At 59.8% G+C, this 18,575-nt stretch carries 15 protein-coding genes and 2 tRNA genes; 15 read left to right on the top strand and 2 right to left on the bottom strand.

Annotated elements, in window-relative coordinates; all coding sequences use genetic code 11:
• Window positions 1–156 precede the first annotated feature (156 nt).
• From ybgF to ACIK7D_RS15820, 11 genes are all read left to right on the top strand, one after another.
• Window positions 157–1,173: a tol-pal system protein YbgF gene (gene ybgF, locus ACIK7D_RS15870; RefSeq protein ID WP_174024291.1), complete on the top strand. Its 1,017-nt coding sequence runs from the start codon at window positions 157–159 to the stop codon at window positions 1,171–1,173.
• A gap of 27 nt (window positions 1,174–1,200) precedes the next feature.
• Window positions 1,201–2,538, top strand: coding sequence for a tRNA lysidine(34) synthetase TilS (gene tilS, locus ACIK7D_RS15865; protein WP_400156770.1), 1,338 nt, complete (start codon window positions 1,201–1,203; stop codon window positions 2,536–2,538).
• A gap of 154 nt (window positions 2,539–2,692) precedes the next feature.
• A complete protein-coding gene (ftsH, locus tag ACIK7D_RS15860; protein ID WP_080819500.1) occupies window positions 2,693–4,657 on the top strand; it encodes an ATP-dependent zinc metalloprotease FtsH in 1,965 nt (654 codons plus the stop codon).
• A gap of 189 nt (window positions 4,658–4,846) precedes the next feature.
• On the top strand, window positions 4,847–6,199 hold the full coding sequence (gene glmM / locus ACIK7D_RS15855; RefSeq protein WP_003523248.1) for a phosphoglucosamine mutase: 1,353 nt from the start codon (window positions 4,847–4,849) through the stop codon (window positions 6,197–6,199).
• 187 nt (window positions 6,200–6,386) lie between these two features.
• Window positions 6,387–7,232 (top strand): outer membrane protein, encoded by an 846-nt coding sequence (locus ACIK7D_RS15850; RefSeq protein WP_020810670.1) that lies wholly within the window; start codon window positions 6,387–6,389, stop codon window positions 7,230–7,232.
• A 212-nt stretch (window positions 7,233–7,444) separates the two neighbouring features.
• Entirely contained in the window at window positions 7,445–8,623 is a 1,179-nt protein-coding gene (locus tag ACIK7D_RS15845; RefSeq protein WP_127755577.1) for a phosphoserine transaminase, read from the top strand.
• A gap of 82 nt (window positions 8,624–8,705) precedes the next feature.
• The gene (gene serA / locus ACIK7D_RS15840) at window positions 8,706–10,301 is read left to right on the top strand and encodes a phosphoglycerate dehydrogenase (protein WP_400156769.1); all 1,596 of its coding nucleotides are present in this window, start codon (window positions 8,706–8,708) and stop codon (window positions 10,299–10,301) included.
• A 224-nt stretch (window positions 10,302–10,525) separates the two neighbouring features.
• Entirely contained in the window at window positions 10,526–11,599 is a 1,074-nt protein-coding gene (locus ACIK7D_RS15835; protein WP_400156768.1) for a Tim44 domain-containing protein, read from the top strand.
• Window positions 11,600–12,072: 473 nt separating this feature from the next.
• The gene (locus tag ACIK7D_RS15830; RefSeq protein WP_080854269.1) at window positions 12,073–13,263 is read left to right on the top strand and encodes an OpgC family protein; all 1,191 of its coding nucleotides are present in this window, start codon (window positions 12,073–12,075) and stop codon (window positions 13,261–13,263) included.
• A gap of 206 nt (window positions 13,264–13,469) precedes the next feature.
• Window positions 13,470–14,666 (top strand): tRNA 2-thiouridine(34) synthase MnmA, encoded by a 1,197-nt coding sequence (gene mnmA / locus ACIK7D_RS15825; protein WP_400156767.1) that lies wholly within the window; start codon window positions 13,470–13,472, stop codon window positions 14,664–14,666.
• A gap of 135 nt (window positions 14,667–14,801) precedes the next feature.
• Window positions 14,802–14,878: transfer RNA gene (locus ACIK7D_RS15820), tRNA-Met, on the top strand.
• Window positions 14,879–15,097: 219 nt separating this feature from the next.
• Here ACIK7D_RS15820 and ACIK7D_RS15815 read toward each other — a convergent pair.
• Complete coding sequence (locus ACIK7D_RS15815; protein WP_400156766.1) at window positions 15,098–15,397, bottom strand: hypothetical protein; 300 nt, start codon at window positions 15,395–15,397, stop codon at window positions 15,098–15,100.
• A gap of 289 nt (window positions 15,398–15,686) precedes the next feature.
• A tRNA-Gly gene (locus ACIK7D_RS15810) sits at window positions 15,687–15,761 on the bottom strand.
• A 253-nt stretch (window positions 15,762–16,014) separates the two neighbouring features.
• Between ACIK7D_RS15810 and ACIK7D_RS15805 the strand changes: the two genes are divergently transcribed.
• The 4 genes from ACIK7D_RS15805 (at window position 16,015) to ACIK7D_RS15790 (ending at window position 18,486) form a co-directional block, all read left to right on the top strand.
• On the top strand, window positions 16,015–16,524 hold the full coding sequence (locus ACIK7D_RS15805; protein ID WP_400156765.1) for a prolyl-tRNA synthetase associated domain-containing protein: 510 nt from the start codon (window positions 16,015–16,017) through the stop codon (window positions 16,522–16,524).
• 53 nt (window positions 16,525–16,577) lie between these two features.
• Window positions 16,578–17,546, top strand: a complete 969-nt coding sequence (gene trxA / locus ACIK7D_RS15800; RefSeq protein ID WP_035261692.1) for a thioredoxin — start codon at window positions 16,578–16,580, stop codon at window positions 17,544–17,546.
• Between the two features lie 69 nt (window positions 17,547–17,615).
• Window positions 17,616–18,287: an LON peptidase substrate-binding domain-containing protein gene (locus ACIK7D_RS15795; RefSeq protein WP_003523264.1), complete on the top strand. Its 672-nt coding sequence runs from the start codon at window positions 17,616–17,618 to the stop codon at window positions 18,285–18,287.
• A gap of 10 nt (window positions 18,288–18,297) precedes the next feature.
• Window positions 18,298–18,486, top strand: coding sequence for a Trm112 family protein (locus ACIK7D_RS15790; protein WP_003523265.1), 189 nt, complete (start codon window positions 18,298–18,300; stop codon window positions 18,484–18,486).
• The last annotated feature ends 89 nt before the right edge of the window (window positions 18,487–18,575 follow it).

Below are 18,575 nucleotides of genomic sequence, written 5' to 3'. Positions count from 1 at the left end.
GCCTGACGTTATTGTGATCTTGAATGAAAGGCGGTCTTTGGGCCGCCTTTTGTTTTTTTCATAGTTTGGCCGAAGTTAAGTTGCTTTTTCGGTTGATATGGAAAAAATCCGGCTTGCGCCATTCCGGTGCAAATCAGTTAAGGCAGGACGAATGAGATGAAGAAACTTGTCGTGGCGGGAATGCTGGGGCTTGCAGCCTGCACCGGCTTGAGCGGCATCGCCGTTTCGGGTCCGCTGTTCGGTGCGGGGGGTAGCTTCGGCACGATCAACTCTCAGCAGCCCCCGGTCGTCCGGGTTCAGGCCAATGAAGCCTATCGGGTTCAGCAGCTTGAAGAACAGATCCGGCAGCTCAACGGCCGTATCGAGGAAATGAGCTTCCAGCTTCTGCAGATGCAGGAAACGATCCGCAAGGCGCAGGAAGACAATGAGTTCCGCTTCCAGGAACTGGAGAGCGGCAATGCCGGCGGCAAGGGTGCAAGCCCGACCGCTGCGCCGAAAAAGAAGGCGGAAGCCAGTCCGGTCAATCCGGCCTCACCGCCGACCGACGACGTTGCAACGATCATCGAAACGCCACCCGAGGGTGGCGCTTCCGTTTCTCCGTCTGCTCCCTCCACCGCCCCGACAGGCGCACCGGGAGAGACGACGCTCGGCTCCATCGAGCTCGATTCCAAGGGAATGCCGGTTGGCGGCACGTTGAATCAGGGCGCTAATAATTCTTCCGGCAGCCTTCCGGGCGTCAGCACGGGCAATAGCCAGCGCAAGACGGATCCGGTGAATACGGCGGCGCTTACCAGCGAAGGCGATATTTATCAGGCCGCTTACGGCCATGTTCTTTCCGGTGACTACAAGCTGGCGGAACAGGGGTTCCAGCAATATCTGCAGGGTTATCCCAAGGGCACGAAGGCCGCGGATGCGAGCTTCTGGCTGGGCGAGGCGCAATATTCCCAGGGCAAGTTCAATGAGGCCGCAAAAACCTTCCTGAACGGCCATCAGGCCTATGGCAAATCTCCGAAGGCGCCGGAAATGCTGATGAAGCTCGGCATGTCGCTTGCCGCTCTCGACAATACCGAAACCGCCTGCGCCACGCTGCGCGAGGTGCCGAAGCGTTATCCCAATGCTTCCAAGACCGTGCTGAGCAAGGTTGCCAGCGAACAGAAACGGCTGAGCTGCTGATTTTTCCCTGCGATCGCGGGTATTTCCATGCCGGTTGATGCCCGCATTCTGAACGAAAAGACTGTTGCGCCGCTCGCGGCGGCAAGGTCTTTTGTCAAAAATCTCCACACACCCGCCCATATCCTCGTCGCAATCTCCGGAGGCAGTGATTCCACCGGTCTGTTGCTGGCCGTGCATGAGGCAATGGCGGAGATGGGTCGGGACGGCTTGCGCCTTTCGGCTGTCACCGTAGACCACGCGCTGAGAGCGGAATCCGCCGATGAGGCGCGCAAGGTGGCGGCGCTCTGCGCCGAACTCGGCATCACCCACGTTACCCGCCGATGGGACGGCGTCAAACCGGCCTCCGGCCTTTCCGAAGCCTCCCGGCTTGCCCGCTACCGCCTGATTGCCGAGGTCGCCCGCGAGACCGGCGCTGATCTTGTCGTGACGGGGCATACAATCGGCGACCAGCGTGAAACCGTGGCGATGCGCGCCGCCCGCAGCGGCGGCTCTGACAATCTCGGTCTCTCCGGCATGGCGGATGCGGTCTTATACGATGGCCGCCACTGGATCATGCGGCCGTTCCTGACGTGTGAGAGGCAGGCGATCCGTGACTATGTGTCCTCCCGCTCCCGCGGCTGGTTTGAGGATCCAAGCAATGAAAACACCCGATATGAGAGAGTGCGTGTACGGCAGGCGCTTCCCGTCTCTCCCGTTCGGATCGATGCGGAAACCTCTCTCAAAAGACGGGCGCTTTCCGAAACAACGGCGGCTTTCCTGCGCGGTCACACACAGGTTTTCCATGCTGCGCTCGCCAGATTGGCCGGCGATGGCGTCAATCCCGATCTTCCCGAGTTCCGGCATGGGCTGGCGGCGCTGATCGCCACCCTTGGCGGAAGGGCATATTTTCCAGCCGCAAGCAGCATGGAGCGCGTTCTGCGGTTTCTTAAAGCGGCTGAAAACGGGCGACTGACGGTCGGTCGCGTCCTGCTCGATCGCCGGCGGGACGGGCTCTATATGTTCCGCGAGCAGCGAAACCTGCCGGAGCTTGATATTGGCGCAAATGACCAAGGGCTGTGGGACGATCGTTTCCTCGTGAAGAACGGATCGGCTTTTCCAGTGCACGTCAAAGCGCGCAGGGCCAGCGATGCTGCGGAAGCGGCCGCGCTTTTTTCGTCGGTACAGGCCGGCGTGGCGAAACAGGCAATGGCGGGGCTGCCGCAAATTGCCGCAGCGGCCGATGAGCCGGGTTCGAGGGCGGAGGCCGTCACCATCACGCCGAGGCTCGCACCTTTCGATCTGTTCCTGTCGCGTTTCGACCTTGAGTTGGCGAATGCAATCGCCAATTTATTCGGGCGGACGGCATATCCACAGCCCCCGGTTTAAATCCGGCCTCTTTTTCGTGAATTGCCTTGGAATAGTTTTTACACCAAAACGCATCAGATAATGCGCTTTGCCTTGGCAACGGCAGATGTCGTCCTTATGTTAGGGGCACGTAAGAGCGGGCAGCAGATATGCCCGTGTGAGTTCGGGGAGTTCGATGAACCCAAATTTCAGAAATTTCGCCTTGTGGGCCGTGATTGCCCTCTTGCTGATCGCGTTGTTCAGCATGTTCCAGACGTCGCCGACGCAAACGGGTTCGCGGGAAATTCCGTATTCCCAGTTTCTTCGCGATGTGGATTCCGGGCGAGTTCGCGACGTGACCGTCACCGGTAACCGGGTTCTCGGAACCTACACCGAAAACGGCACGGCCTTTCAGACCTATTCCCCCGTCATCGACGACAGCCTGATGGAGCGCTTGCAGAGCAAGAACGTGACCATCGTGGCGCGTCCTGAAAGCGACGGTTCCTCCGGTTTCCTGAGCTATCTCGGCACGCTTCTGCCGATGTTCCTCATTCTCGGCGTCTGGCTGTTCTTCATGCGGCAGATGCAGGGCGGCTCGCGTGGTGCGATGGGCTTTGGCAAATCCAAGGCCAAGCTTTTGACGGAAGCCCATGGCCGCGTGACGTTCGATGACGTTGCAGGCGTGGACGAAGCCAAGCAGGACCTCGAGGAAATCGTCGAATTCCTGCGCGATCCGCAGAAGTTCCAGCGCCTCGGCGGCAAAATTCCGCGTGGCGTGCTGCTCGTCGGCCCGCCCGGTACGGGTAAGACGCTTCTGGCGCGTTCCGTCGCGGGCGAGGCCAATGTACCCTTCTTCACGATTTCCGGTTCGGATTTCGTGGAAATGTTCGTCGGCGTCGGCGCAAGCCGTGTGCGTGACATGTTCGAGCAGGCCAAGAAGAACGCACCCTGCATCATCTTCATCGACGAAATCGACGCCGTCGGCCGCCATCGCGGCGCCGGTCTTGGCGGCGGTAACGACGAGCGCGAGCAGACGCTGAACCAGCTGCTGGTCGAGATGGACGGTTTCGAGGCGAATGAGGGCATCATCCTCATCGCCGCCACCAACCGTCCTGATGTTCTCGACCCCGCACTTCTGCGTCCCGGCCGTTTCGACCGTCAGGTCGTCGTGCCGAACCCGGATATTGTCGGCCGCGAGCGCATTCTCAAGGTGCATATCCGCAACGTGCCGCTGGCGCCGAATGTCGACCTTAAGGTTCTGGCCCGTGGTACCCCCGGTTTCTCGGGTGCGGACCTGATGAACCTCGTCAACGAAGCCGCCCTGATGGCTGCCCGCCGCAACAAGCGCGTCGTCACCATGCAGGAATTCGAAGACGCCAAGGACAAGATCATGATGGGTGCGGAACGCCGCTCCTCCGCCATGACCGAGGCCGAAAAGAAGCTGACCGCCTATCACGAAGCCGGACACGCCATCACCGCGCTGAAGGTTGCCGTGGCCGATCCGTTGCACAAGGCGACAATCATTCCGCGTGGCCGCGCGCTCGGCATGGTCATGCAGCTGCCGGAAGGCGACCGCTACTCCATGAGCTACAAGTGGATGGTGTCGCGTCTCGTCATCATGATGGGTGGCCGCGTTGCCGAGGAACTGACCTTCGGCAAGGAAAACATCACCTCCGGCGCCTCTTCGGATATCGAGCAGGCCACCAAGCTTGCCCGTGCCATGGTCACGCAATGGGGCTTCTCCGATGCTCTCGGCCAGGTGTCCTATGGTGAAAACCAGCAGGAAGTCTTCCTCGGCCATTCCGTCTCGCAGTCGAAGAACGTCTCCGAGGCGACGGCCCAGACCATCGACACGGAAGTTCGCCGCCTGATCGACGAGGCTTATGGCGAGGCGCGCCGTATCCTGACGGAAAACCACGATGGTTTCGTTGCGATTGCCGAAGGTCTTCTCGAATACGAAACCCTGACGGGCGACGAGATCAAGGCCCTGCTGAAGGGCGAGAAGCCCGCCCGCGACCTGGGTGACGATTCTCCGGGCAGCCGTGGTTCGGCAGTGCCGAAGGCAGGCACCAAGAAGGACGGCCCCAGTGAAGTAAAGGGTGACGGCGAAGCAAAGGGCGACGGTGAGGCCGAAGGCGGCATGGAGCCGCAGCCGCATTGATCGTTCGCGCAAGCTAAGAATTGTAAAAGGCCATCCGGGTTTCCGGGTGGCCTTTTCATTTTGGTAACAAGATATAAGCCATTTTTGCGCTAATTTACGTGCTGTTTATCGTGGTTTGTGGCATCTAGCCAAAAACGCTTCCGGCTGTTTTCACCTTTGCCGGAATGCTGGAAAAGATTTGGAGTTCAAATGGCACGCCGTTATTTCGGAACCGATGGTATCCGTGGACAATCGAACGTATTCCCCATGACGCCTGATCTGGCGATGCGCGTGGGCATTGCGGTCGGGACGATCTTCCGCCGTGGCCATCATCGCCATCGCGTGGTCATTGGCAAGGATACGCGCCTTTCCGGTTATATGCTGGAGAACGCACTGGTCGCCGGCTTCACCGCCGCCGGCCTCGATGTCTTTCTGCTCGGCCCCATTCCGACGCCCGCCGTCGCCATGCTGACCCGCTCGCTGCGCGCCGATATCGGTGTGATGATCTCGGCCTCGCACAACCCCTTCTCCGATAACGGCATCAAGCTTTTCGGACCGGATGGTTACAAGCTTTCCGACGAGCTGGAGCTGGAGATCGAGGACCTTCTCGACAAGGATATCTATGCGCAGCTGGCCAAGCCGAGCGAGATCGGCCGCGCCAAGCGCGTGGATGGCGACATCTATCGTTATATCGAATTCGTCAAGCGCACCCTGCCGCGCGATGTGACGCTGAGCGGACTGCGGATCGCCATCGACTGCGCCAATGGCGCGGCTTACAAGGTGGCGCCTGCTGCGCTCTGGGAACTCGGCGCGGAAGTCGTCACCATCGGCAATGAGCCGAACGGCATCAACATCAATCTGGAATGCGGCTCCACCCACCCGGAAGCGCTGCAGAAGAAGGTGCATGAAGTACGGGCCGATATCGGCATCGCGCTCGATGGCGATGCGGACCGCGTCATCATCGTTGACGAGCGCGGCGAGATCGTTGATGGCGACCAGCTGATGGCCGTCATCGCCGATAGCTGGGCTGCCGACAACACGCTGCGCGGCGGCGGTATCGTGGCGACCGTCATGTCGAATCTCGGTCTTGAACGTTTCCTGGGCGACAAGGGCCTCACCCTTGCCCGCACCAAGGTGGGCGACCGCTATGTCGTTGAGCATATGCGTAACCACAATTTCAACGTCGGCGGCGAGCAGTCCGGCCATATCGTGCTGTCGGATTATGGCACGACGGGCGATGGCCTTGTTGCGGCCTTGCAGGTTCTCGCCAAGGTCAAGCGCTCCGGCCTCACGGTCAGCGAAGTCTGCCGCAAGTTCGAGCCGGTGCCGCAGCTTTTGAAGAATGTCCGTATTTCCGGCGGCAAGCCGCTGGAAAACCCTGTCGTGCAGCAGGCGATTGCGGATGCGGAAAGCGCATTGGCCAATAATGGCCGCCTCGTCATCCGCCCCTCGGGCACGGAACCGCTGATCCGCGTCATGGCGGAAGGCGACGACAGCGCGAAGGTGGAGCAGATCGTCAACGATCTCGTCGGCGTCATCGCCAATGCCCGCTCGGCGGCGTGAGCTTCCACGACAGTAACGCCTGAAAAAGCCGGCTCTGCAGCCGGCTTTTTCTTTGAGTATTTCCTAATAAATATAGTGAATGATCGTGGTTAATCGGGACTTAACCATTTTACGTCAATCTCCATGACTGAACAGTTCACTGGCATCTGCTGCCGAAACCGCACGTGCCTCTTCTGGAGTGGAAGTCATGAAAAACGTCCTGGCCGGATTTCTGGCCGTCCTGCTGACCGGTACCAGCGCCATCGCTGCCGATCTTTATCAAGCCGAGCCCGCACCGGCCTATGTCGAGGCCCCCGAAGTCGAGATCACCCAGGCAAGCGGCTGGTATCTGCGCGGCGATGTCGGTTATTCCTTCAACAAGCTGCGCGGCGCCCATTATTATCAGGGCGGCCCCGGCGGCTACCTCGCGGATTTTGATACCGCGACGATCAAGGACAGCTATGTCATCGGCGCCGGTGTCGGTTATCAGTTCAACAACTATTTCCGCAGTGACGTGACCTTCGACTATATGGGTAAGTCGGATTTTCGTGGCTCCACGAGCGGTTTCTGCGGTTCCGTTCCCGGTCGCTGCGTCTCGGAGGACCTTAGCTCGGTTCGCGCCTATACTCTGATGGCGAATGCCTATGTCGATCTGGGCACCTATGGCCGTGTCACGCCTTATGTCGGTGGCGGTATCGGCGGTTCCTACGTCAAGTGGGACAAGCTGCGCAACACATCCTGCAGCGTCAATGGCCTAGGCTGCGACCCGACCACGGAACATGGCGGCAAGGGCAAGTGGCGTTTCGCCTACGCTCTGATGGCCGGCGCATCCATCGACGTTACCTGTAACCTGAAGGCCGATATCGGCTATCGTTTCCGCCATATCAACAAGGGCGATATGTTCGCTTATGAGAATGGCGGCGGTCCGGGTCGTGACAAGGGCCTTTATTCGCATGAAGTGCGCGTCGGCGGCCGTTATGTCTTCAACGGCTGCGATACCGCGCAATACATGCCGCCCGCCGATATTCCGCTGCAGCCCGCCGTTTATAAATAAACGTCACGCCCAGCTGGTAGTTTCAGACCGTCCGCATCCTCCGGGTGCGGGCGGTTTTGTTTTATCGGCATCTGACACGGGGCATGACGCATATGGGCCAAAATTCTTCTGCGTAGCGACATATTCCGCTTGACTGGGATCGGCGAGAGGAATAGCAACGGCGTCAGGACACTCCACCCTAACGTGGAGCGCCTATCTGGAAGGGTAGTCAAATGACAGATATCGTGAAGCCGGACGTCCGTCCGGGCAATACGCATTTTTCCTCTGGTCCCTGCTCGAAGCGCCCCGGTTGGTCGCTAGATGCTCTCTCCGATGCGCCGCTCGGTCGCTCGCATCGCGCCAAGGTTGGCAAAGCCAAGCTGAAGCAGGCCATCGATCTCACCCGTGAAGTCCTGAACGTTCCTGCCGATTATCGCATCGGTATCGTTCCCGCATCCGACACCGGCGCCGTTGAAATGGCGCTCTGGTCGCTGCTCGGTGAACGCGGCGTCGATATGCTCGCCTGGGAAAGCTTCGGCGCCGGCTGGGTCACTGACGTCGTCAAGCAGCTGAAGCTGAAGGACGTCCGCAAATTCGAGGCCGATTACGGCCTGCTGCCGAACCTTGCCGAAGTCGATTTCGATCGCGACGTGGTTTTCACCTGGAACGGCACCACCTCTGGCGTTCGCGTTCCCAATGCCGATTTCATCCCGGCTGACCGCAAGGGTCTGACCATCTGCGACGCCACTTCGGCGGCCTTCGCACAGGACATGGATTTTACGAAACTCGACGTCGTCACCTTCTCCTGGCAGAAGGTTCTGGGCGGTGAGGGCGGCCATGGCGTCATCATCCTTTCGCCACGCGCTGTCGAGCGTCTCTTGAGCTACGCGCCGGCTTGGCCTCTGCCGAAAATCTTCCGCATGGTTTCCGGCGGCAAGCTGATCGAAGGCATCTTCACCGGCGAAACCATCAACACGCCGTCCATGCTCTGCGTTGAAGATTACATCGACGCGCTGCTGTGGGCGAAGAATCTCGGTGGCCTCAAGGCGCTGATCGGCCGTGCCGATGCCAATGCCAAGGTCATTTACGACTTCATCGAAAAGAACGACTGGATCGCCAACCTGGCCGTCAAGCCGGAAACCCGCTCCAACACCTCCGTCTGCCTGAAGATCGTCGATCCCGAGGTGCAGGCGCTGGATGCCGCCGCACAGGCTGATTTCGCCAAGGGCGTTGTCTCCCTGCTCGAAAAGGAAAATGTCGCCCTCGATATCGGCGCTTACCGCGACGCCCCGTCCGGCCTGCGCATCTGGGCCGGCGCGACCATCGAGACGGCGGATATGGAAGCCGTCATGCCCTGGCTTGCCTGGGCCTACCAGACGCAGAAGGCAGCACTTTCCAAGGCTGCCGCCTGATTTTGATACCGGCCCTGCGCTGATGCGGGGCCGCATATTCCCCGCTTTCAAAACTGCACCGCTTTCAAGGAGCCCGTGAACCATGGCACCTCGCGTACTCGTATCCGACGAACTGTCGGAAACCGCCGTCCAGATCTTCCGCGATCGTGGCGTCGAAGTCGATTTCCAGCCGAAGCTCGGCAAGGACAAGGATAAGCTTGCCGAAATCATCGGTAACTACGATGGTCTCGCCATCCGCTCCGCCACCAAGGCAACGGAAAAGCTGATCGAGGCGGCGACCAACCTCAAGGTCATCGGCCGCGCCGGCATCGGTGTGGACAATGTCGATATCCCGGCCGCCTCGCGCCGCGGCATCATCGTCATGAACACGCCCTTCGGCAACTCCATCACCACAGCCGAACATGCGATTGCGCTGATGTTCGCCGTCGCGCGCCAGCTTCCGGCCGCTGACAGCTCCACGCAGGCCGGCAAGTGGGAAAAATCGAAATTCATGGGTGTCGAAATCACCGGCAAGACGCTCGGCGTCATCGGTGCCGGCAATATCGGCGGCATCGTCTGCTCGCGAGCCCTGGGCTTGAAGATGCATGTTCTGGCCTACGACCCCTTCCTCTCGCCGGAGCGCGCGCAGGAAATGGGCGTCACCAAGGTCGAGCTGGACGAGCTTCTGGCGCAGGCCGACTTCATCACCCTGCACGTGCCGATGACCGACAAGACGCGCGGCATCCTCAATGCCGAAAACCTTGCCAAGACCAAGAAGGGCGTTCGTATCGTCAACTGCGCCCGTGGCGGTCTGGTGGATGAAGCGGCCCTTGCCGAAGCCATCAAGTCCGGCCATGTCGCCGGCGCCGGTTTCGACGTGTTCGAAGTCGAGCCCGCCACCGAGAGCCCGCTTTTCGGCCTGCCGAACGTCGTCTGCACGCCGCATCTTGGCGCTTCGACCACGGAAGCGCAGGAAAACGTCGCGCTTCAGGTTGCCGAGCAGATGTCGGATTATCTGGTCAAGGGTGCGGTTTCCAACGCCATCAACATGCCGTCGATCACGGCTGAGGAAGCGCCGCGCCTGCAGCCCTTCATCCGTCTGGCGGATGTTCTCGGCTCCTTCGTCGGTCAGGTGCAGGAAAGCGCCACCAAGGAAATCGAAATCCTTTATGACGGCGCAACCGCCAGCATGAACACCAAGGCATTGACCAGTGCATTGCTGGCCGGCCTTATCCGCAGCCAGGTTGCGGATGTGAACATGGTTTCGGCCCCGGTCATGATCAAGGAAAAGGGCATCATCCTCTCCGAGGTCAAGCGCGACAAGACCGGCGTTTACGACGGCTACATCAAGCTGACGGTCAAGACGGAAAACCAGATCCGCTCGGTTGCCGGCACGGTGTTCTCGGATGGCAAGCCGCGCTTCATCCAGATCAAGAACATCAACATGGATGCGGATGTCGGATCGCACATGATCTACATCACCAACACCGACGTTCCCGGCATGATCGGCTTCATGGGCACCACGCTCGGCGAGGCTGGCGTCAACATCGCCAACTTCCAGCTCGGCCGTGAAAAGGAAGGCGGCGACGCCATCGCGCTGCTTTATGTCGACGGCCCGGTTTCCGAAGCCGTGCTCGACAAGCTGCGCGCCAACCCGGCGATCCGCCAGGTGAAGCCGCTGACCTTCAACGTCGACTGATCTTATCGTTCCTCCCAAGGGGACAATAAGGCCCGGCGCAGGGGAGACCCTGTGCCGGGTTTTTCGTTTTTCCAGTGTCTGTTTCGTCGCAAAATACGGGCGACTATCGCATTGGTTGCATATCACAAAAAATTTAAGCCAAGTGCTCTAAAAATGATGATCATGAGTTGCTATATCGCCTGCTGACATGCCGCTCATGGGAGGGCGGCCAACAGGAGATAACGATGTTTGCTGCCTTTCGGCGCTTCAAGGGTTTGTTCGCAGTCGCCGCGCTTGGTATCGCGGTGTCTTTTGTGGCGGTTGATATGGCAGAAGCGCGTCGCGCCAGCGGCGGTTTCGGCAGCCGCGGCACGCGGACCTATTCCGCTCCGCCTTCGACCAGCACTGCACCTGGCCAGACCGCGCCGATTAACCGCAGCATGACGCCCAACACCAATCAGGGAGCGCCGAACGCTGCTCAGCCGGCCCGTCCGGGCGCGCAGGCACCGCAGCAGAGCCGCGGCCTGTTCGGCGGCATGATGGGTGGTTTGATGGGCGGCCTCTTGATGGGCGGTCTGTTCGGCATGCTGCTGGGTGGCGGTTTTGGCGGCATGGCCGGTTTCATCGGCATGCTGTTGCAGGTGGCGTTGATCGGTCTTCTGGTCATGCTCGCCATGCGTTTCTTCGCCTCGCGTCGTCAGGGCCAACCCGCTTATGGCTCGGCCGGCGGGTCTCAGCGCACGGATCATTCCGGTTCTTCCTATAATGGCGCTTCGCAGGCGGGTTCTGCCGCTTCCTCGTTCAAGATTCCGAAGATCGGCGCGCTGGCCGGCACTGCGGGCGGTGTGGCCGCCGCTGCCGCAACGGCAAAGCCTGCGCCTCATGCCAACGCCATGTCGGAAGGCGATGAAATCGGCATTACCCAGGGCGATCTCGAAACTTTCCAGAAAATGCTGGAAGACGTGCAGGCCGCCTATGCCGCCGAGGATTATGGCACATTGCGCAAGCTGACGACGCCGGAAGCCATGTCTTACCTCGCAGAAGAACTGAGCGACAACGCCACGAGCGGCGTAAAAAACGACGTCCGCGATGTGACGCTGCTACAGGGCGACGTCGCCGAAGCATGGCACGAAGAGGGCCAGGATTATGCAACGGTGGCGATGCGTTACTCCGCCATCGACGTGATGCGCGACCGTACCTCCGGCAAGGTGATCGAAGGTGACGAGCACCAGCCTTCTGAAGCGGTGGAAATGTGGACCTTCGTTCGCCGCCCCGGAAACGACAACTGGCAGGTGGCCGCCATTCAGGCTGCTGCCTGACGAATCGAAGCGTGTTTAACGGATAAAGGCCCGGCGGTTTGGTGACCGCCGGGCCTTTGCTCGTCTCGCTCCCGGAAAGCATGGTTGCGCCGACGCTCGCTTGGCGAAAGAGGCGGCAAGGCGCGGCTAAAAAACGACTGATAAATCTAATGGGTGATATCTCCCCCGCTCATCGGCGGTGAATTCCGCTTCGCCCTGCCATGCAAGGCTTTGAGCCCTGCCTCTCGCGGCATGTTGCCCGCGCATGGCTCATCCGCTTCACGGAATTGCCTTTTTTTATTCATCCGGCATTCAGTCCCTGCATCCTAACCAGAACGCATACACGTCAATGTGACTTTTCGTGCCGGTTCTAAACCGCTTTGGAAAGGGAACCTCAGGCGCAAAACAGCGTTGACAATCCAATCCCCGGCCCCTCCCAAGCCGGGCTGGGTGGCCGGGCAATGCAGGCCCTGCGAGAACGGAGAGCTATCGAGATGAAACGCTTTGACCTGATCGACGGGATGCGTGGTTACTTCCTCGTCTTCATGCTGATCAACCATCTGGTGTTTGCCGGCGGCTTCTGGCTGGTGGAAATCAATCACCGGCAGTTTGCCTTTGTCGAGGACGCCCAGGGCTTCGTGTTCCTGTCCGGCCTGCTGATCGGCATGGTCTATGCGCGCAAGATGATGAAATACGGCTATGACGCCGGCAAGCAGATGATCTGGAACCGCGCGCTGGAACTTTATCGTTACGCGATGGGTCTCGTCATCGCCGTGCTGTTCTTCCGCATGGTCATCCCGCACGCACCCTATATCTGGTACAACTGGCTTGGCATGACGTCATTCGACGATCCGCTGCGACTGGCGGCGATTGCGACATTCCTGTTCCAGCCGACCTTCATGGATATTCTGCCGCAATATATCGTCTACATGATCTTTGCGCCGGTGCTGGTGAAGCTCTGCCTCGACGGCAAGTGGGCCTATGTCATGGCCGGCTCCCTGCTGGTCTGGATGGCCGGCCAGCTTGGCCTCCAGCAGATCGTGACGACCCCCCTCAACGAACTCGTGAAGGGTGCGGACGAGCAGGGCATTCGCGTCAGCTTCAACCTGCTCGGCTGGCAGCTCGTATTCTATTCGGCGCTGGTGATGGGCGCGATGACGGCGCAGAATCGCATTCCGTGGAAGGCGATCTTCTCGCCTGAGCATACGTGGCTGCCGAAGGCGGCACTCGTCATCTGCCTGTTCTTCATGCCGCTGCGCATCGCCACCGCCTGGGGCCTGATGCCGGAATTCATGATGGGCAAATTTTCCACGATGGAAATCCGCGCCGATTTCGGCCCGGTCTATCTCATCAACTTCCTCGCCGTCGGCGTCGGCCTGACCTGGCTGGTGATCGCAGGTCCGAAACACCACCGTCCGCTCGTGCGCTCCATCGCCGAGGGCGTCATCTGGGTGCTGTCGCTGAAGTTCCTGCAATTGCTCGGCCGCCATTCGCTGCAGGTCTATGTCTGGCACGTGGCGATCGTTTATGGCGTCTATTATCTGGATGGCCGCACGGCGGAACTGTCGCAACTCAACAAGACGCTGATCGCCTTCACGGCTATCGGATTGCTGGCTCTGCCAGCCCTGTGGCGGGAGCGTGACAAGTGGTTCGGCAGCAGCGGCCAGAAGACGGCCGGCGCCTGACGGCCGGTCCCAGCCTGAATCTGGCGGCTTTGCGGGGCGGTTTTCCGCCCCGTACTTGCGTGCGCGGCCATTCCTTTCTATATGCAGCCCTTAAATCCGCAGGATAGCGAGACAGGACGGCCCCATTGATGGCCAGGTTTCTCGCAGCGGATGACCGACAGGCGGCGGGGCCTTTACCCCCGTTATGACTGACGATGGGAAAAAACGTGAATACGCTCGATTTTGACAAGAGGCCGGAAGATACCCGGATCGTTGTCGCCATGTCCGGTGGCGTCGATTCTTCGGTGGTGGCCGGTATCCTCAAGCGCGAGGGTTATGATGTCCTCGGCATTACCCTCCAGCTCTATGACCACGGTGCTGCCGTGCACCGCGCGGGCTCCTGTTGCGCGGGGCAGGATATCGACGATGCGCGCCGGGTCTGCGAAACGCTCGGCATTCCCCACTATGTGCTGGATTACGAAGCGCGGTTCCGCGAAACCGTCATCAACCCCTTTGCCGAAGCCTATGCGATGGGTGAAACGCCGATCCCCTGCGTGGCCTGCAACCAGACGGTAAAGTTCGCCGATCTGCTCGCCACGGCGCAGGAACTCGGCGCCGATGCGCTGGCGACCGGCCACTACATCCGCTCGCGTCCCAATCCCGTTTCCGGTCAGTTGGGGCGGCGTGCGCTTTATCGGCCGATCGACAGCGACCGTGACCAGAGCTGGTTCCTGTTCGCCACGACGCAGGAACAGATCGATTATCTGCGCTTTCCGCTCGGCGGCCTCTCCAAGGCCGAGACGCGCGCTCTGGCGGAAGATATGGGGCTGGTCGTCGCCAAGAAGGCTGACAGCCAGGACATCTGTTTCGTGCCGCAGGGCAAATATACCGATATCATCAACAAGCTGAAGCCGAATGCGGCATTGGCGGGCGATATCGTCCATCTCGACGGGCGCGTGCTCGGCCGCCACGATGGCATCGTGCATTACACGATCGGCCAGCGCCGCGGCATTGGTGTCGCGACGGGGGAGCCGCTTTATGTCGTGCATCTCGATGCACGCGGCCGCCGGGTCATCGTTGGCCCGCGCGAGGCGCTGGAAACCCGCCGGGTCTATCTGCGTGACATGAACTGGCTGGGCGACGGCGAGTTGGCGAGCGATGCCGGGCAGGGCTTTGCCTGTTTCGCCAAGGTGCGCTCCACCCGCCCGCCGACGGAAGCGGTGCTGCATGCGGATGAAAACGGTATTTATGTGGACCTGATGACCGGGGAGGCCGGTGTCGCTCCCGGTCAGGCCTGCGTGCTTTATTCCGCGCCGGGTGCGGATGCCCGCGTTTACGGCGGCGGTTTCATCGAACGGTCGGAACGCTCGGCCGAAGCCGAGGCGTCGCTAAAGGCGCTTCTGGAAAAGCCGGTTGCCGCCTGAAACCACTCGCTTTTTGCAGCGATGCGGAAAGCGAATTTTTTGCGCATCTTGCGCTTGACACTTTGGGGAGCGGCACCTTATAAGCCGCTCATCCTGATGGAACGGCCGGTCACATGACTGTCACGTTTCCCCTGTGGCGGGGTAGCTCAGGTGGTTAGAGCAGCGGAATCATAATCCGCGTGTCGGGGGTTCAAGTCCCTCTCCCGCTACCACTTTCCTTCATACGAAAAATCCAAACCGCACGATTCTGCGCCCATGTTTCATTGATTTTCCGAGCCGGAGAAACGATGGATCCGATGGTGCCTGCCGGTAAGTCATGCCCAAAAAAAGGGAAACCCGCTTACTGCCAAAATGCAGCCAGCGGGTCTCGACCTCTACCCCCTCCCACAAGGGCGGCTGCACAAAAGCACATTGAATGAATTATGGCAAGATCAAGGCGACCATATTGTTGCTGTTGATGGCCCTGTTCGCCAGTTTAGTGGAGGATGGCAGAGCGTGACCTGTTCCGTCTGCCGCTCGTAAGGGGAGCGATAGGACACGATATTTTCGGTGCAGCGCATTTCTGCGGGATTGGAATAGGTATTTTCGATGCGCTGCGGTTGAGGATGTGTTCTGTGCGGCAAAACCCGTTCCTCACGATAAACTGTCATATCTGCGGCAAAGGATGTGCCTGATATTGACAAGGTGGCGAATGCGGCAATCAAGAGAATTCTTCCAGGATGTGCGGACATGGCTCTTCCCCGCGTTGAACAACGCAGGAGAACGTGCTGTGCACATAAGCTGTTCCAGGGGCACCGGCAAAAAAATGCCCGCTCATGGCGGGCAATCAGAGGGGAACTGAGGTTAGGAGCCTCGGGTCTGAAACGGACATCTTCCGCATAAGTTCCGCTTGCGGAATAATTTCCGTCACGCTTTACCGACAGGGGGCTGGGCAGGCCGAGTTTCAAGCCGCACGACACGGAACGATGCGACGCGCGCGCACAGGAATGCTTCGATAAATATTCTATCTTTAGGAAAATTTGGAGCGGGCGAAGGGATTTGAACCCTCGACCCCAACCTTGGCAAGGTTGTGCTCTACCCCTGAGCTACACCCGCTCAAATCCACCGGTCCGGGGTAGTTCGCTGAACCGTGGGCCACCAAGCGGCGACGGGCGCTATATCGCTCAATCGATTTTGGAATGCAACAGGGAAATGACAAAAACGCGAAAATTTCTTTGAGAAATGCGACAAGCGGCGGAAATGATTGAGAATTTTTCATGCCGCTGTTTTTTCCTGCGTTGCCAAGCGTCGGTTGCCCGCTTAATCAGGAAACAAGCATAGTGGAATCGGTAGAGGCAGGCGGCAGGATATGGCGGAAAATTCCCGGAAGACGGCATCGGAGCTGTTCGAGTTTCTCGACGGACTCGGCATTTCCCACACCACGAAGCAGCACGAACCGGTGTTTACCGTCGCCGAATCCCAGTCGCTGCGCGACCTCATTCCCGGCGGCCATACAAAGAACCTCTTTGTAAAGGACAAGAAGGATCAGTATTTCGTTCTGACCGTTGAGGAAAATGCGGTCGTCGATCTGAAAAGCGTTCACAAGACCATCGGTGCGGCAAGCCGCGTGTCCTTTGGCAGACCGGAAAAGATGCTTGAATATCTGGGCGTCGTGCCGGGCTCGGTAACGGTGTTCGGAGCCATCAACGACACCGACAGGCAGGTCACCTTCGTGCTCGACAGCGGGCTTCTGGAAAATGAGCTGGTCAATGGCCATCCGCTTTCCAACGACCAGACGACAACGATCGCGTCCACGGATCTCATTCGCTTTCTCGAGGCAACCGGACATGCGCCGCTTGTCTTGAAAGTCAGCGAGTGAGATACGATCTTTGCTTCAAATAAGACATATGACAGAGGTTACGGGAGACCGGCATGAGCGGCGAAAATAATCCTTACGGCGGTTCCTATAGCGGGCAGATGACCGCAAGCGCCCATCATAATGGCGAACTGAACGGCGCGGCCTCCGGCCACATCAAGGACACCACGACGGCGGGTTTCTCCAGGGACGTTCTTGAGGAATCGCGTCGCCAGCCGGTTCTGGTGGATTTCTGGGCGCCCTGGTGCGGCCCGTGCAAGCAGCTGACGCCGGTGCTCGAGAAGGTCATCAACGAGGCGAATGGCCGCGTGAAGCTTGTGAAGCTGAACATTGACGACCACCCGTCGATTCCCGGCCAGCTCGGTATCCAGTCCATTCCGGCAATCGTCGCCTTTGCCGACGGCCGGCCGGTGGATGGCTTCATGGGTGCCGTGCCGGAAAGCCAGATCAAGCAGTTCATCGAGAAGATCGCCGGGCCTGATGCGGGCGATCCCAAGGCCGAGATCGAGGCTGTTCTGACGGAGGCGAAGCAGCTTCTGGCGGATGGCGATTTCAACGGCGCGGCGCAGCTTTTCGGCGCCGTCATGCAGGCCGATCCGGAAAATCCGGCCGCGATTGCCGGTATCGCCGAATGCATGATCGCCGCCGGCCAATATGAGCGGGCAAGCGAACTGCTCTCTTCGCTGCCTGCGGAACTCAACGAAGATGCGGGCATTCAACTCGTTTCGAAAAAGATCGCGCAATATGAGGAAGCCCGCAAGATCGGCGACCCGGTCGCGCTGGAGCGCGAGCTGGCGCTCGATCCCGATCGTCACGAGGCGCGGGTGAAGCTTGCCAAGGTGCTGAATGCTCAAGGCCGGCGCGACGAGGCCGCGGACCATCTGCTTTACGTCATGCGCAAGGACCGGACCTTCGACGATGACGGCGCGCGCCGCCAGCTTCTGGAGTTTTTCGAGGCCTGGGGCTTCAAGGACCCGGCAACCGTTGCCGGCCGCAGGAAGCTTTCGGCGATACTGTTTTCGTAATGCGGGCATATCCCGGCCGCGGCGGTTGATCCGCCGGCCGGGCACCAGTGAACAGGGGGCTTGATTCCCATGCATGTCGGAAATGCGAGATATGTGAAGAACGACGATCTGCCGGAAACCGTGCCGGTCTTTCCATTGCCGGGCGCGCTGCTTCTACCGGAAGGCCATCTTCCACTCAATATTTTCGAGCCTCGATATCTCGCCATGATCGACTGGGCATTGGCCGGCCACCGCATCATCGGCATGGTGCAGCCCGCCCTGCATGTCATCGAGGCGGGGCTTGAGGGCGGTCCGCTAAGCGCCGTCGGCTGCCTCGGCCGCATCACGTCCTTTTCCGAAACCGGCGATGGCCGTTATATCATCTCGCTCACCGGCGTGTGCCGCTTCCGCCTGCTGGAAGAGGTGGAGGCGGGCAAACCCTATCGCAGCTTCCGGCATGCGCCCTTCATCGCCGATCTTTCCGGCGAGTATGACGAGGATGCGGTGGACCGCGAAAACCTGCTCCGGGTATTCCGCTCGTTTCTGGATGCCAACCAGCTGGAAGCCGATTGGGAAAGCGTGGAAAGGGCGGGCAATCGCGTTCTCGTCAATTCGCTTTCCATGATGTCTCCCTTCGGACCGGCGGAAAAACAGGCGCTTCTGGAAGCGCCGGACCTGAAGACGCGGGCCGAAACATTGATCGCCATCACCGAGATCGTTCTTGCCCAGGGATCGGGCGAGGGCGGCAACGTGCTGCAATAGGATCGCCGCCATGGACGACAGGATGAGCAATGTCGATCCCAAGCTGCTGGAGCTGCTGGTCTGCCCTTTGACGAAAGGGCGCCTTGCCTATGACCGCGCCCGCAATGAACTCATCTCCGAGAGCGCCAGGCTTGCTTATCCGATCCGCGATGGCGTGCCGATCATGCTGATTTCGGAAGCGCGAAAAATAGAAGACTGACCTTCGCGCTTGCCCGTCTTTACACATTGCGTGTCGCCAATTGACGAAGATGCGTTGACAACCATGCGTGGATTTGACCAGAGTCCCGC

This window comes from Agrobacterium sp. P15N1-A (genome assembly GCF_044626815.1).
GTDB classification, from domain to species: domain Bacteria; phylum Pseudomonadota; class Alphaproteobacteria; order Rhizobiales; family Rhizobiaceae; genus Agrobacterium; species Agrobacterium leguminum.
This window is presented reverse-complemented; position numbering and strand designations above follow the sequence as displayed.

What these genes read in the sequence shown, in the direction of transcription:
- ACIK7D_RS15805 (WP_400156765.1), top strand. Translation starts at nt 16,015, where the DNA reads ATGGCGGAAAATTCCCGGAAGACGGCATCGGAGCTGTTCGAGTTTCTC.
- ACIK7D_RS15835 (WP_400156768.1), top strand. Translation starts at nt 10,526, where the DNA reads ATGTTTGCTGCCTTTCGGCGCTTCAAGGGTTTGTTCGCAGTCGCCGCG.
- ftsH (WP_080819500.1), top strand. Translation starts at nt 2,693, where the DNA reads ATGAACCCAAATTTCAGAAATTTCGCCTTGTGGGCCGTGATTGCCCTC.
- tilS (WP_400156770.1), top strand. Translation starts at nt 1,201, where the DNA reads ATGCCGGTTGATGCCCGCATTCTGAACGAAAAGACTGTTGCGCCGCTC.
- trxA (WP_035261692.1), top strand. Translation starts at nt 16,578, where the DNA reads ATGAGCGGCGAAAATAATCCTTACGGCGGTTCCTATAGCGGGCAGATG.
- ACIK7D_RS15850 (WP_020810670.1), top strand. Translation starts at nt 6,387, where the DNA reads ATGAAAAACGTCCTGGCCGGATTTCTGGCCGTCCTGCTGACCGGTACC.
- ACIK7D_RS15845 (WP_127755577.1), top strand. Translation starts at nt 7,445, where the DNA reads ATGACAGATATCGTGAAGCCGGACGTCCGTCCGGGCAATACGCATTTT.
- serA (WP_400156769.1), top strand. Translation starts at nt 8,706, where the DNA reads ATGGCACCTCGCGTACTCGTATCCGACGAACTGTCGGAAACCGCCGTC.
- ACIK7D_RS15830 (WP_080854269.1), top strand. Translation starts at nt 12,073, where the DNA reads ATGAAACGCTTTGACCTGATCGACGGGATGCGTGGTTACTTCCTCGTC.
- glmM (WP_003523248.1), top strand. Translation starts at nt 4,847, where the DNA reads ATGGCACGCCGTTATTTCGGAACCGATGGTATCCGTGGACAATCGAAC.
- ACIK7D_RS15815 (WP_400156766.1), bottom strand. Translation starts at nt 15,397, where the DNA reads ATGTCCGCACATCCTGGAAGAATTCTCTTGATTGCCGCATTCGCCACC.
- ybgF (WP_174024291.1), top strand. Translation starts at nt 157, where the DNA reads ATGAAGAAACTTGTCGTGGCGGGAATGCTGGGGCTTGCAGCCTGCACC.
- ACIK7D_RS15790 (WP_003523265.1), top strand. Translation starts at nt 18,298, where the DNA reads ATGGACGACAGGATGAGCAATGTCGATCCCAAGCTGCTGGAGCTGCTG.
- ACIK7D_RS15795 (WP_003523264.1), top strand. Translation starts at nt 17,616, where the DNA reads ATGCATGTCGGAAATGCGAGATATGTGAAGAACGACGATCTGCCGGAA.